The sequence below is a fragment of the Ruegeria sp. K3 genome, from assembly GCF_056531845.1.
Window position 1 is genome coordinate 1 of record NZ_JBQFMM010000021.1, and the last position, 14,790, is coordinate 14,790.

Annotated in this window: 9 protein-coding genes and 3 pseudogenes; 6 read left to right on the forward strand and 6 right to left on the reverse strand. The window is 52.1% G+C overall.

Annotation, left to right across the window (positions count from 1 at the left end; translation table 11 throughout):
* Positions 1–569: 569 nt before the first annotated feature.
* The 4 genes from ACR0MP_RS21685 to ACR0MP_RS21700 form a co-directional block, all read right to left on the reverse strand.
* Positions 570–1,229 carry a lysozyme family protein gene (locus tag ACR0MP_RS21685; protein WP_480888048.1) on the reverse strand — a complete coding sequence of 220 codons (660 nt, stop codon included), beginning with the start codon at positions 1,227–1,229 and terminating at the stop codon, positions 570–572.
* Between the two features lie 654 nt (positions 1,230–1,883).
* Positions 1,884–2,471 carry a VOC family protein gene (locus ACR0MP_RS21690; protein WP_480888049.1) on the reverse strand — a complete coding sequence of 196 codons (588 nt, stop codon included), beginning with the start codon at positions 2,469–2,471 and terminating at the stop codon, positions 1,884–1,886.
* 320 nt (positions 2,472–2,791) lie between these two features.
* Positions 2,792–3,337: a cold shock domain-containing protein gene (locus tag ACR0MP_RS21695; protein WP_480888051.1), complete on the reverse strand. Its 546-nt coding sequence runs from the start codon at positions 3,335–3,337 to the stop codon at positions 2,792–2,794.
* Positions 3,338–3,515: 178 nt separating this feature from the next.
* Positions 3,516–3,977 (reverse strand): hypothetical protein, encoded by a 462-nt coding sequence (locus ACR0MP_RS21700; RefSeq protein WP_480888052.1) that lies wholly within the window; start codon positions 3,975–3,977, stop codon positions 3,516–3,518.
* A 69-nt stretch (positions 3,978–4,046) separates the two neighbouring features.
* Between ACR0MP_RS21700 and ACR0MP_RS21705 the strand changes: the two genes are divergently transcribed.
* Entirely contained in the window at positions 4,047–4,313 is a 267-nt protein-coding gene (locus ACR0MP_RS21705; protein ID WP_480888055.1) for a BrnT family toxin, read from the forward strand.
* A 285-nt stretch (positions 4,314–4,598) separates the two neighbouring features.
* Here ACR0MP_RS21705 and ACR0MP_RS21710 read toward each other — a convergent pair.
* Positions 4,599–4,892, reverse strand: a pseudogene (locus ACR0MP_RS21710) (S26 family signal peptidase); the annotation flags it as partial.
* A gap of 71 nt (positions 4,893–4,963) precedes the next feature.
* Here ACR0MP_RS21710 and ACR0MP_RS21715 point away from each other — a divergent pair.
* The 5 genes and pseudogenes from ACR0MP_RS21715 to ACR0MP_RS21735 all read left to right on the forward strand — a co-directional run.
* Positions 4,964–5,164, forward strand: a pseudogene (locus tag ACR0MP_RS21715) (IS6 family transposase); the annotation flags it as partial.
* Between the two features lie 719 nt (positions 5,165–5,883).
* Complete coding sequence (locus tag ACR0MP_RS21720) at positions 5,884–8,925, forward strand: Ig-like domain-containing protein (protein WP_480888057.1); 3,042 nt, start codon at positions 5,884–5,886, stop codon at positions 8,923–8,925.
* Between the two features lie 34 nt (positions 8,926–8,959).
* A complete protein-coding gene (locus tag ACR0MP_RS21725; protein ID WP_480888059.1) occupies positions 8,960–9,682 on the forward strand; it encodes a hypothetical protein in 723 nt (240 codons plus the stop codon).
* A 1,650-nt stretch (positions 9,683–11,332) separates the two neighbouring features.
* The gene (locus ACR0MP_RS21730) at positions 11,333–12,667 is read left to right on the forward strand and encodes a surface lipoprotein assembly modifier (RefSeq protein ID WP_480888066.1); all 1,335 of its coding nucleotides are present in this window, start codon (positions 11,333–11,335) and stop codon (positions 12,665–12,667) included.
* 244 nt (positions 12,668–12,911) lie between these two features.
* Entirely contained in the window at positions 12,912–13,943 is a 1,032-nt protein-coding gene (locus ACR0MP_RS21735; RefSeq protein WP_480888068.1) for a helix-turn-helix transcriptional regulator, read from the forward strand.
* Positions 13,944–14,677: 734 nt separating this feature from the next.
* On the opposite strand, the pseudogene ACR0MP_RS21740 reads toward ACR0MP_RS21735, so the two are convergent.
* Positions 14,678–14,790 (reverse strand): annotated as a pseudogene (locus ACR0MP_RS21740) (IS5/IS1182 family transposase); the annotation flags it as partial.

The window sequence follows — 14,790 nt, forward strand, 5'->3', positions numbered from 1 at the left end:
TTACAAAGGCCGCTTCAAGTCGGATTTTGAGCAGTGGAATCCACTCTTCAAACCGGTCAAGAAGGTGGGTTCTCAACCAGCTTCGAAGGGCGGATTACCAGCCCGTTTCAGATGCCACTGCAAGATGTGATTCAAGACCACTCGGAATGGATTTTGGCCATTCAATGTCCATGGGTTTGTCCTGTCAGATTTTGGCCTAGGGGATGGCCTACAGGACAGCATGTAAGAGACGTTCACTCGGTTGCCAACCTAAATTCAGAAATCTGTTTCTTCCGGCATTTGGTGCATTTGAGCTTTGGCCTGACATCCGCGACAGTCACGCCCGGGCTGCACTGCGACAGGATCGAGGCAACAGTCAAAACGGCAGAATGCCCACATGACCGACACGAGATGAACACGATATGATCCGAGATGGTCTGCAACAGTGTTCCGGGTTGAAGTGCCATGTCCTCTGGCCCAAACTCGCCTTTAGGTTGCTTGGCTGAAAATCAGCGGACCGAGGACAAGTGCCGCGAGAAGAAGTAGCGTTGAGTGTTGAACACATCGAGGTCATCTGTGGCGCCTGAAGATCACGACGCTTTGTCATCATCGGCACCGAATATCTTGACCATCTGCTTTTCAAAGAAAGCCCGCGTCACCGTGGCCCGGTTGCCTGCATATCCATGGTAGTGGGATTTGCTATTGGCATTTGGGAAGCCCGCCCAGATCAAAGCGAGGTTGTCCATAAAGCCAGAGTGGGTAAGGTCGCCCGCTAAGAAATCCTGATAGCCAGCATCATAAAGCAGCACACCGGCCATCATGTTCTGAGTGGTCTTGTTGAACACTGACGAGTCTGGCAACCGGAGGCGTCGTTGGAGACTGGCCAAGGTTGACGGTATCACTTGGAACCGGCCTATGGCGTGGTGCTGGCCGGGTGTTGCTTTGATCCAGGTTTTGATCTCGCCCAGGGTCATCTGGGTCGGACGCTTGGCCGTGAGTTTCTTCGCGCTGTGATGGATCGCGTCATAGCCAGCCCTCGGAGATTCCGCGAATTCAATGAGCGCATAGAGCTGGTCAACCTCGGTCCCTTTGGGCAGGCGGAAGCTGGCGAGCCGAGGCGGGTTCTTACCGGGAGTACCACGCTCGAATTTGTCGAGCGCAACCCACTCGCTCACGACGCCCTCAGACGCGATCTGAGAGCCCCAACCGTCGCTGTTGGCATTGGGTGCCTTGGCGAGCTTTTGGCGCATCTGGCGGGCCTCTGTGTCGCTGAACGAGCCGGAGTTCGACCAGCCCCCGGACGAGGTTTCAGCGGAGGCTGAGAGAGACCCCAGAGAGACGAGACAGCAGGTCGATAGAGCAGCGCCAAATTTAGCGCTGCGAAGGACGCCAGAGGGCGTTGAAGAAGCGCCTTGCGCCGTTCCGAAAGCGGGCTGGGAGAGCCCGTTCCGGAGGGCGAACGGCAAGAGAAGTGCCATTTCGGCCCGATGGGCCTCATGGAAGGTCCACACCCCACGCAGCAAGCTGCAGGCCTCTCGTTTCAAATGCCCGGATACAAAACCCTGTAACCTCATAGAAACCTGGCCGACATATAGATCTGCAAAAAGGCGTGGCTTTCTCGAACTCACTGTCTTCAGGACAAAACTTACGCTCATTCGCCGCCAGGTTCTACAGCCATCGAAGTTCACACATCGAATAGTATACTAGAGAAGGGCTCGAAGCCGCCGTTCGGCAGAATTCAAGGAATGCCTGATACGCGGACAAAGCGCCAACTCGCTGCATTGGTACTAACGTCGGCTTTGGTCGCAAGGATGTCCGTCGGGTGAGCTAAGGCAGGCTCGCAGTAAGTGGCTCGGTGATGGGGGAATTGCGCGTTAACGTCTCAGTCAGTGAAACAGTCCCGGTTATTCGATCGTTGGATCGCCAATATCATGGTGCCCTTCTTCACACTCCCATTGGATGCCGTAGCGATCGACAAAGTAGAAATAGCGAATGCCGCCAATGATGTCCGCGGTAGTCTGCTTCTCGTCCAGGTTCGCCTCTAATTCAGGATCAAAGAAGCGTAGATCACTGTGCTTGATCGAACTGATCAGAGTTGGGCGATAGTCTGGCGCTGTGGAGATCATCTTGGTGTCAGGTTGGGACTTTACGTGTTCAAACGCTCCGTCGATACCTGAGACCTTTAGTGCTACATGGCCGACCCGCCGTTGGTCCGTTGTCGCGAGTTCATAGTCCAGAATCTGCCCGGCGGGGCTGTGATACTCCATCAACTCCAATGTCATCGCACCACTCGGTAGGTTCATGAATGCAATCGAGACATCGACATCGGGCCACGCATCACCGAAGCCAGCGCTTCTGGCGAATCCTTCGTTCCTCAGACGAGGAAATATCTGAAAGGGTTCAGCGCCCAAGAGAATTGAATAATAGTCCAGGGCGGCGTTAATGTCGACCACGTTGATGCAGATGTGGCTAAGGCCGGTGATTTTGAGCATGGATCGGGCCGTCTATGTATTGTCGAGAGTTGGACCTTCAACAGACCCGGGATTGAACGTGCCGTCAATGCAATATCCGCAGGGAATGTCCGCCGCGGCTCTGGGCTCAGACCGGTCATTCAAAAGAATAGAGCTACCCGGTTCGATAGGCGGTTCCACTTTTACCCACTTGCCACCACAAGCGGCGGATCCTTCGGAAACGGCCTGATATCGAACCACTTAAAGCACGTGCCGTCCGCGTTGCGCTTGTCGCTCATGTCACAGCTCCGTTTTGGGAGCCGTGAATCACGCAGCGAAGCAAAAATCAATGCATCCTTACCCTAGCTCCAGGATTTGACAGAAGAGACGACAACTCTGCCGTCTGGGCCGTCATCCAGTTCCACGCCAAGCGCTTCGCCGACACTCACCATCCCAAGTCCTGCTTTTGCCAGAGTGTTCCAGTGCAATAAACAATCGCGCGGGTCACCAAACACATTTACGAACCCGTATTGCTTTTTCATGCTGAACCATTTGACCCGTGCGGGGAGGTAAGTTCTACCTTCCCGTTCGCTGGTTTCGTCAAGCAGAAAATCAGGTACCGGTTCAGCCTGCAGCTCCAGGATCTCGACGATTTGTGTGCCCTTGGATGTGCGGCGTGTGAGCGCTTTGATTTCACATCCGGGTGCTATGGATGTTTGCCCAAACTCGTTGATCGTGTTCTGATGGAGCAGTGTATCTTTGCCAGTCTCGTCGCATGCGACAAATCCGTATCCGTGTTTGGTAGAAAACCATTTCAAAACACCAGAAAACTGGACCAGGGCGGGATCGCCGGGCTTCAAACCATCCATAACAAGCAACCCATTTAACATCATTGTCATGATCGACATTTCTTTAGTTGCCCGCAGTTTTGATTCACTTTGACTGCTGTGGAATTGCTGAGCGTCTCAAGTTTGGGTGCCTTTTTGCTTCAAATAGCTCCCTGTGACGCGTGATCGTTCAAAGGCGCAGAAAGCATTCGTCGCTGGTTGCGTGACACCAACGGTTCCGGTTATGCCGATCTGGGCCTCAACGGCATTGGGCGGGAAGGAGATGCCGGCGAGCGTGTAGCGCGGTCCCTTTTTGACGTCGCGGCCGAACTTCTATTCGTATGACTTCCACTTCGCGCGGGACCAGGCTTTGAGTTCTCGGGGTGTAGGCCATTGGGTTAACCACAGTGCCCGCCCTTGCGACGACCGGCCCGTTGTGGTCAGCCAGATCCTGTTTGAGTGTTATGCTGAGATCCACCTCCCAGCTTGCATATTCCTCCGTTTTGCCGAGACCAGTGACAGGGCGAGACCTGTTTACATATGCGCGCGTCGTGTTCTTCATTTCCTGCTTTATGGTATCCAGTTCACCAGACGCATCCATTTCTCTGAGACGTGCTTTTATGGTGTCCAGGATGGAAGGTTCGTTGACTTCAAAGAGAGGTCCATGAACACCCAGGTCCTTGGCCGTCGCGACGCCGTTTGAAAGCAGGAGGCCAGCCAAGACAGCAGCGAAGCGCAGTCCTTGTATTTTTGGCTTGTACGACCTATTTATTATATATACGTAAATTCAATGAACTTTACTTGGGACTCTGCGAAGCGGACACGTAACCTTGAGAAACACGGATGTGATTTTTCTATTGCTGAGGGCTTCAATTGGGAAACCGCGATCACGCGAGAAGACAACAGAAACGATTATGGTGAAGACAGGTATGTTTCGATCGGGGTTATAGGAGATCGTCACTATGTGCTGGTCTGGACAGAAAGGAACAGCGATCGCCGGCTGATCAGCCTGCGGAAAGCCAACAAACGCGAGGTGAAATTCTATGTCGGAACGTAGATCATATATCGACGAGAACGGAGACGCGCTGGAACTTGATGAGCATTTCTTCAAAACCGCCACGCGCGGCCGCCCCCCTCTTCCAGAAGCAGAAAAGAAGAAGCGGGTCAGTATTATGCTGGACCAGGATGTCTTACGCAGCCTCAAAGCAGACGGCAAAGGCTGGCAAACCCGCGCCAATGCGCTCTTGAGGGATGCGCTGGGGCTGTAAAGCTTCATTCCAATAACTCCGCCAGCTTTTTCCAATGGGGGAAACGGGATCTGCACGCCAACGGCTTCGATATCTTCAATGGGGATCGAGCCGATCACCGCGTAGCGACTGTCCAGGCTGTCCTGCGTTTCTCCAAAGAGCGCGACATGGCCTGCGGGAACGCTGGAAGCGGTCCAAACCGTTGATACAGCCTGACCGTCTTTCATTTGTGCTGTAACGCAGTCGGCGTTGATGCAAACGCTGTTGCCATTGTTGACAGGATCTCCTGGCATTCCGACAACGCGCTTGGTGAACAGCAAATCCTTGCCGTCGGACTTGGCTACCAGAACATCCGGCATCCGAGCCGAGACGATGGGGATCTGTTGCAAACTTTTGGCTGTTGACGAGGTCAGATGCTGCGGGTGAATGACTTTCGGTAGAATCAGTCGAAAGTCAGTTCATGATTTCCTTCAAAGGCGCACAATATCCGAAGGATGTGATCCTGTTCGCGGTGTTTTTCTATGTCCGATACAGTGTGTCTTACCGGGATTTTGAAGAAAACATGGCCGAGCGCGGTGTTTCAGTGGACCACACTACGCTAAACCGATGGGTAACACGGTATTCTGGTGTAATCACTGAGGTAGAGCGTCGCTGCAAACGGCGATCCGCAAAGGTCAAATCACGTCTGGACTCTGCCCGTTTCGCCAATTCGCCGAACTCGCCGCTTAGACCTGCTGCTACAGCGCGTTCTCTTCATCCAACCGAAACTTCGCAAGAGATTCGAAACCGTGTACCACAGATAGAAGTAAACGGCGTAGAAAACCGCATCCCTGGGGAAATGGCAGCCTTTCAAGGAAATCATGCTGAAACCTGTTGGAGAACAATACGCAGGCACCAAGAGTCGAAATCTATGTGCTCCTCAATCCAGGCCCAAAGTTTGCGACACATCCTCTTTGGTCTTGTCGTCTGCATTGCCAGCTCAGGTGTCCAGCTCGCTGGCTTTAGGCCACTGATTTAGTCTGTCTCCAATGTGTATTCTGGTGAACTGCCTCTGCGGTATTCGGAAACAAATGTCTGCCATTCGGAAAACACTCAGATGTTTTCATACATGGCGACGAACAAATTGATGCATAACGCAAATGATCTTGAGACTCACCGCCAACGACAGCATCGGTTCAGATGAGATAGGATTCCATAAGTGAACACTTGGGTGCTCTTTTCTGACTAGGACAATCAAAACAAGGGACACTTGAGTACTGCAGCATGTTTAGAGCGGAACCCTGCTCCGACATCGTCGCGTTTCTTCCGCGATCTTTGTGAGGGTCAGCCTGCCATCCGAAACTCAAGATACTGACGTGCCCTGAAGCACAGGACGCATAGATGCCGACATTCAACCCCGACCACACTTTCACCGTAACTTCGCTCAAAGACGACGCTACTCTTGAAAGCCGCATTGAACAGACCGATGGGCCCGATGGAACTGTCTCTAGGGTCGTTGACCTTGACAGTTCGGATGGCGACGGGCTCACCCTGAGGGAAGCGCTATGGCTGGCCGAACTTCACGAAATCGCTAACGACGAAACGTCTCAGATAAGGCTTTCGCACAACCTTAGCGGCGTAATCGAACTCTCACAAGGTCACCTTTGGCTTCCGAAAGATGTCATTATCGAAGCATATTCAATCGGTTTGGCTGACGGCGATGATAACCCCGTCGGACAGGTTGAGATCGTGGCAGACCCGACTGCGAATGCACCTATTTTTGTGACGACTGACCCGGAGGCCTACACGGAAATCAGAAACCTGAAACTCACCGGTGGTAATCTGACCGACAATGAGGGCGGCGCGGCAGTGCAGACTGCCGGCGAGTTGGTCATCAAGGGAAGTATCATCAGTGGCAACAACGCTAGCGGTGATGGCGCCCATGGTGGTGCGGTCTATGCTGGTGGCGATCTTACCATTCAGAATTCGACGCTGACGGGCAACTCCACGAACGGTAATGCCAGTCACGGCGGCGCAGTTTTTGGCGCTGGGGACGTGACTTTGACGAACGTGATCCTGGCCGACAACGGGACCGGCGGCCAGTCATCAAATGGCAGTGCAGTCTATGCAGGCGGTCAACTAACCATCGAGGCCAGCACGTTGACCGGAAACACCGCATCTGATGGCACAACAGTGGGCGGCGTCGCCGCCGGAGATGGCGGGGTGACGGTTACCAACAGCATCGTCATTGGCAACAGCCTCGACAATCTGATTTCTGGCTCAGGTGCAATCATCTATCAGGGCAACAATATTATTGGCGGGTCCTTCTATACCGGTAGCACCATCACCAATACTGGATTGAATATCGAAGACATTTTCACGACGACCAAAATCGTCGATGGCCTGACTTCGGGTCAGGTTGATGAGAACGAATACATCCACGACATACCTCTGCTCGCAGATCCGGTGAATCCGGCCCTGGATGCTGCAGATGAAGGTTTCGGACCGGGAACGGATATCAATGACACAAAACGCATTGATGCGACCGACATCGCGAACAACGGGGAAAGCATCACCGATCTTGGTGCCACAGAGTCAGGAGGGCTACCGATACCGTATGTGGCCAACGATGACTTTGTGACAACGACTGGCGGTGAGCGGATCAGAATAAACATCTTCGCCAACGATACCAATGGCGGAAGCTCTTATTTGCCGACCGAAGGGCTAAGTATTCAAAGGTTCATAAGCCTTCCGACGAAAGGCTCAATCTCACTAAATCAAAACCAATCGGTCAACTACTACCCCGCTGACGGAAAATCCGGAACTGACACTTTTCAATACCGTTTGATCATACTTGATTTTGAAAGTGACTTGCACACTGAGAGGTCAAACATCGCGACGGTGACCATTGAAATTATTGAATTGTTTGCTGTTGATGACCGGTTTTCCGGCACCGAAGGCAACTTCGAATTGTGGAACTTCTCGGAGTTGTTGGCCAATGATTACAATGTATTCGACGACGAGAGTTTTACGATCATAGGTACCGAAAATGCGGTCAATGGCCAGGTCAGGCAATTTGAGGACATGATCTGGTTTGAGCCCGATGAAAATTTCGTCGGTGAAGCAAGCTTCGACTACATCATTGAAGACGAGGACGGTGATCAGTCAACCGCCACAGTCTACATCGACTACGCGAACGTGGATGACGCCCCTGTGGCCGCGGAAGGGACCGATACGACGCCCGAAGATACAGCCGTTGTCATTGATGTTGCACCGCTGATCACCGAGTTGGATGGTGATATGGTCACCGTGACAGCCGGAGTTCTAGCTGAACAGGGCACAGTCGATGTGGCTGGGACTTTGGTGACGTTCACACCTGCCGCAGATTTCAACGGTGAGGCAACGATCACCTACAAAGTGACCGATGATACCGGGGTGGGGTTGTTCGACGAGGGTACGGTGACCGTGACCGTTGACCCGGCTAATGACGCCCCCGTAGCAGCAGATAGCACCGCAACGACGATGGAGGATACCGCTGTTGTTATCGACGTGGCGCCACTGATCACCGAGGTCGACGGCGACGCTATGACAATCAGTGTCACTGTACCGCCGGAGCAAGGAACGGTCAGTGTTGTCGGAGCTGCAATCACCTTTACACCCGCTGCTGGCTTCCTTGGCGACGCGACGATTACCTACACAGTATCGGATGCAACGCTCGGCTTCCTGTCGGATAAGGGCACCCTGACGGTCAGTGTCGTTGTTGACGAGGTGCCTCGTTTTGACACAGATACGCAATCTGCAACCTATAGTGAAAACCAGAATGCGGCCGACGTTCTGGCGACCGTGACCGCGACGGACAATGTTGGTGTTACAGATTATGAAATCGTGTCTGGCGACCCGGGCGGGGCGTTTCCATGGTTTTCGGTCAACGATCAGGGCGAGATCACGCTCACGGATGCGGGCCTGTCGTCAGCTGCTAACGACTATGAAACAGGCGAAAATAGCTTCACGCTTTCGATTTCGGCCAGCGATGAGGCTGGGAACGCCAGTACACCCGTCGAAGTCACTTTCTCTGTGCTCGATGCCGGTGTAACCATGCCCATCGCAGCCGATGCTTTGGGTGAAGACAATATCGTCTTCGGCTCGATTCATGAAGATCATATGGATGCCGGCGCTGGAAACGACGTTCTCTTTGGTGGCCTCGGGACCGATGTATTCATTTTCAATACTGGATATGGATATGATATTATCACTGATTTTGCGTCCGGCGAAGACGTTGTCGATCTGTCGCGGGCCGGCGTCATGGCCGCAAGTAACCTGACCATTGAAGCCGCTGCGGACGGGCGGAGTGCATTGATCAGCTACTCAGATGCAGGCGATCAAATTCTTCTTCTCGGGGTCGAAGCCACGTCACTGACCGAGGCCGAATTTATTTTCGCCTGAAGCTCCAGAATACAAAAAAACCAGAGGATTAGAGATGCTTAAGAACCTTTTTTACATGGCAGGCAACGTGGTTGCAATCTCGATTCTGGCCGGTTGCGGCGGTGGCGGCAGCGGGGGCAATGGTGCCGCGCCGGTTGAACAGGACGTGTCCTTGGTTGATCAAAATATTGGTGACGTTGTTACCGAAACTGATATTATGGGTGAGGTCTTTGCAGGCCAAAACGTGGCAGACTTTGAAACGCCCCTCGTGCCAGGTATTGTTGCCATCGCTCCGACCGACGACGTGACCTTTGCTGGTACTGTTAGCGCAATTTACAGTATGGACGTTGATGGCAACACCAGCAATCGGGATGTTGCGATCGGCGATGCGATGGTTTCATATTCTTTCAGCTCTGGGGTTGTTTCAGGCACTGCAGACAATTTCATCTTGTCCACTACCGAAGACCACTGTGTCGAAATCCCTTCATGCGGCCTGACCCCCGTTTCGGCGCTGGAGGGCATGGAGGGCACACTTTCGATCACCGAAGGGCTCACTAGCGGTACCGGATTTAACGCTTTGTTGACGGGCGAATTGTCGGGCGATGGGGGATTTGCGGTTCCAGAAGAAACAGTGATGGGCGGTGGGTTTGGTAAACGTGAGGGCGACGACACCTTGTTGATCTGGGGTCAAGCCGACTTTACGGCCACCACGACCACCCCGGCTGGTTCAGAAGAGGGAACGGTGAGAGTGCTCTTAGGTGGTGCTGAGACGAATTGAAGACTCAGGCTGTTTACAATTCAAGCACTTGGTAAACGCTTTCGGAAGCAAACCCTCAGCACAAAATCGCAGGCAACGAGATAGATCATTTGTCCATACATGACAACGCCTGAGAGATTTTCGGAGTCGCACTGACCAAAGGGAAGGAAAGTCAGCGATTGTGCGGATGCAACAGTCTAACGGATGAGGATACTCACTGGCACTGCATGCTCGGTGGCGTACTTGTGCGGTGTGTTGCTGGCGTGGACCCGCCCCGGCCCAATGCCGCTCCGATTGCCCAACTATGCGACCTTTCATACGCAGTCCAACGGATTGTTCAGCCACAGGCTGAGCGTCCCTGACGTGGCTCGCATAAGTCACAGATCTTTTCGAAAATGGCCGTACCAGCATCGCGGCCCGAACGTGAGCATTCCTGCCTGAGCAGTTCATCTTTGATGGTTTCGAAGACTGTTTCGACAGCCACTTTGTCGTAGCTTTTGCACGTTCCGCCCATGAGCGCCGGGAATCCATGCTGGCGCATTACTTTCTGGCATTCACTATCTTCTAATGGTCACGAGAGCTGTATTGACTGCCGCAGTCAGATTGGTGAATGCGAGCCTTGGTTGGGGTGCGCAAAAGCGATGGCCGTTTCTCTCACCCGAATCTCGAGGTCACGCTTCATCCGGTTGCCGCCTCGTTCTGAACCTGAGAACATTCAGTTCTTTCGGCCAATGGCAACGGGATTGACGGCGCGTCTTTTGAGACCACAATTGCATGGAAATCGAACAATAGTTGATTGTATACTGGCAATCCGCTCGACCTGATAAGGATAATTCTTGGCGCTAAAGTCAGTCTCCCCGCTGTAACCATTGCATCAGGACTGTTGATTATCCGCCTTGCAACAGGAGAGTTGACAAGAATTCAGCTTAGGCTGTCAAAATAGAGTGCCTTACTCGGAATGTCCGGTACGGGCGTGCAAGCCCAGATATTGATCGGTCGCAATGTCTGACTGAACATCAGTAACAGGATCAGCATGTCATGTCTGCCAACTCGGCGGACCAGTTGCGGCCTGTGATCCGCAGCACCTCTAGTGAAACGACTGTTGAGAAGCGCAAGTTCATCGAACGGCTGTGTGCCAACCGGTCTTTGCCTTTGATTTCAGCACTCACGAGACTCGATAGGCCATGCCTCAATGTCTCTAAGTTTCTGGCGTACTATCGTAGTGACGTTGCCGCGTTCTGTCCGCGGTCGTTTCATCAAGCCTCTGTAATTTCGTCCGGAGCTGATCTTGGCGCGCGATGATGACGAAATCGGACTCCATCAGTGCGGATGAATCCGCCGCCCATCCAATTAGGCTCCTCAAATAAGAATGAAAACAATGCGAAGATTTATCCGCTGGATAATTCGCGAATGGCAGACAACAGGACAATCAAATTGAGATGGTGGAACAACGACACAAGGCAATAGCGTGCTTAGAGAAACGGCAGGCTTGGGAGCCTTACAAATGGCAAATCAACATGTCGCTAAATATGATTTTGGATTACGCGTTCTTTTTGAGCTCGCACCTTGAATCCTGCGAAAGACGATATGCCTCCTGACATTTGTTAGCGATACAATCGATTTGGTTCCCATTGCGAAAAAGGAAAGTGGTGCAAGGGAACAAATGGCAAAATGAGGCAACTTTTTGCACTATCTCTGGCGATATGGATCCTGGCGTTGCCAGTTGTGGCACAAGTATTGAGCCCGGATCAGGTTCGCCGAACAGCTTGGGTCGGAGTTCAAACAGGCGACTTCTCGATTGCGGATCAGGCAGCAACGGCGCTTTTGGCAGTAGATCCTACGGATGCAGAGGCATTGTTGATCCGCGCCGTTACGGCCCGAGCTTTAGGGAAATGGGAGGCAGCAAGGCGGTCAGCGAGGTTGGCCTATCGTTCAGCTGACGTTCGAAAGTTTCGATTTGATGCAGCGACAATTGCCTCTCACGTGGCAATACAACAGAAGCGTTACACGGCAGCACAGGTTTGGTTGCGTCGTGCAGATCAGCTTGCCCCAAAGTCTGCAAAACCACATATAGCGCGGGCTTTTCGGCACGTCTCCGATCGTAACCCGTTTTCATTTCGGTTGAAATTTGGTTTGACACCTTCAGACAATGTGAACAACGGCGCTGAAACCACGACTATATTTATCGGAGGATTACCGTTTTCAATAGCTGACAATGCGCAGAAATTGGGCGGTTACGAGGCAACGATCGGTCTGTCATCGAGCTATCGGATTTTGGAAAGCAAAGTACATCGCACGGAACTAACCGCCGAATTGTTTGGCAAAAAGGTCTGGCTAAATTCAAAGGCAAAGAGACTTGCCCCTGAAGCCCGGGGCGCGGAATTCGACTATGGGGCAATCGTTTTAGGGGTTCGTGACACACGATTGATCTGGCCGGAATTGGGGGCGACTCAGTTATCTGCGTTTCTTGGGCAAAACTGGATTGGCGGTCATAGGCACACCCTTTGGACAGAGCTTCGCGCATCGCAGATCGTCAGGCTATCCAAGCAGCAACTATTTCGATTCGGCGCGACCGTCCGAAATGAGTCCCGCTATGAAGATTCGTTTAGCGATTCTCTTAGGGTTGGTGCCACGGGTGAGTGGGTCCGTTTCAAGAACGGAAGAAGAACCAGTATTGGAATTGGCATCTCCAATTTCGATTCTGACTCAGCGACAATTGATAGTATGTCCTACCGCATATTTGGATCACATAGTTTTGGGACGGTTGGAAAGTTTCTGCCCAGCATTTCGGTTTCCTTCGAAACGAGCGACTATCAAAAGTGGGTTTTGTTTGATGGACGACGTGACGAAACATTGACAGGGAGACTGGACGTAGTGCTGCCAGAAGCGAGTATCTATGGTTTCGTCCCTCAGGCCTCGCTTGAAGGGCGCAAGGTTTGGTCAAGCGTTGACATCTATGATCGCAGCGAGATCTCGATGTCAGCTACACTGGTGTCTCGGTTTTAGCGGCACCTCTTTCTTTGGAAAGCTATGCCATTCCGAAGATTATCAACCAGAGGCTTCGTCCCAAGAGCGCACCCAAAACATCCTGGCAAACAGCGGGAAATAATGTGGCGAGTGTCGCACAGGAATCAATTACGCACCAATCGGGAAAACCGCACTATCAGAGCAAATTCGTCCGCATATCCGTGCTCTTCGTTCGAGCACTTAAACCTTGCGAAAAGGACCGCTTGAACAATATATTAGGGCAATGGAAACCTTGCCTAGACTGAAGTTTGATACCGCAGATTTTGCGCCGAACGATCGCTTGGACGCCACGGCAGATCTTTGGCGCAACTACCTTAGTTTCAGTTTGCCGGCCGAAGCGAGGAATTCGTTCTTTTTGCGATCAAACGTCTGGTGGGTCAACGATTGCACTCTGGTGCACTCTTTCGCGGCCCCGATGACATGCTCCCGGCCGCCACCGCCAGATGAAGAGTCTCTGGTCTCTATCTCACTCTTAAAAAGTGGGAATCAAAACTACCTTCTGGGAGCCGATGAGATAAGCCAGTCTTCCAACGCAATTCACGTTTGCAACCACGGCGAACAAACTGCACGGTTTTGCAAAGACAACAGCGAAATCATCATACTTTACGTGCATGCAAGCCGACTTGAACTGGTACCAGGTAGAGCCGTTGTAAACCGAACGTTTGACGTGAAAACTCCGGTAGGCGCGCTTTTGCGCTCTCTTCTCGAAAGCCTTATCAAGTCCGTTAACGATTACCAAACTCCGGACGCTGGCGTGCTTGCGGATGGTATTTGTGCATTTCTCAGACCAATCCTCCGCGAAAAGCCGGATCTGCTCTCCAATTCGGGTGGCGACTTACGTAGCGCAGCGATCCGGCACTACATCGATCAAAACATTAAAAATCAGAAGTTTAGTTTGGACGATCTTTGTTCGAAATTCGATGTTTCACGCGCAACCTTGTACCGGCTGTTTAAGGAAGAGGAGGGAGTGCAGGCGTATATTGCAAGACGGAAGACGCAATTTATCAAAGCCGACCTTGCGCGAATGTCCCCGCGTCGGGGCTTAATTCGGCGCGTGGCAAAGCAGTACGGTTTCTATGACATGTCTCAGTTCAACCGCACTTTCCGTAGACATATTGGAACTACGCCAGGGAGTTTTGTTGGCTCAATGAGCTCAGAGCCAACTGGATCGTGGGACTGCAATTCGAGTTCCTCCGGCGATATGCTTCAAAGGCCGTTGGTTATCAGCAACTCTGTATGTAGTGTGCATGTATAGTTCGGCGAAGTTTAGAGCGTCCAAAGAACAAAAGTGTATTGTGCGATTCCGCTCCGCAAAATTTTGCTGATTGCAACGCATCGCAGTTGGTAGATAACTGAATTGAGACGGGTACAGTAGCGGTTCAGAGACTGCAATAGACTTGCTCGCTGCGCATTATCCGTCAAATGGGTTCTGATCTGCTGCCCGATACGTCCATCGATCTGATGTAGAGTTTGCTTAACCTTTCGACGCAGCAATTAGAAACGAAGTAGCTTTTTTCGAAGTACAGATTATCGGGATGATCAGAAAACAGCGCGCCAGAATCTCAACGACGGTATTCTAAGTAGCAGGCGCGCCATTTCCGTCTCAGGCTAAAGGTAAGACTGACCGCTGATACAAGACTCTCAAGAACCCTATCTGGTTGGAATACTCTGTCGGCAACTCGGGTTTCCCATGCATTTCAGCAGTCGAAGTATTCTCGATTTTAAAATTGTTATCAAAGATAGTCTCAAGATCCATACTCTACATCCGTTTGATCCATTCTTGTCTCCACTCTCGGACGTGAATCTCCGAAGAAAATTTCTCCTTCTCTGCACGCTTTGATGGTTTGGCGATCTTGACATCCAGTTTCCTTTCCAAAGCTGAGTACTCGGCCTGCAAACTTCCTTGCCGAGAACGGATGCCAGAAACCTTGATCGAGGAACATACGGACGAGGATATACAGGAGTCGATGGTTTGGAAACCTGGAGAGGTCAATTGTGGTTCGGGCACCTATCGTAGCGGGTTGCCACACGCCGCCAATCCTTCAACCTGCCGAACATGATCTCGATCCGGTTAGGCCGTTTGTAACGACGCTTGTCGTACT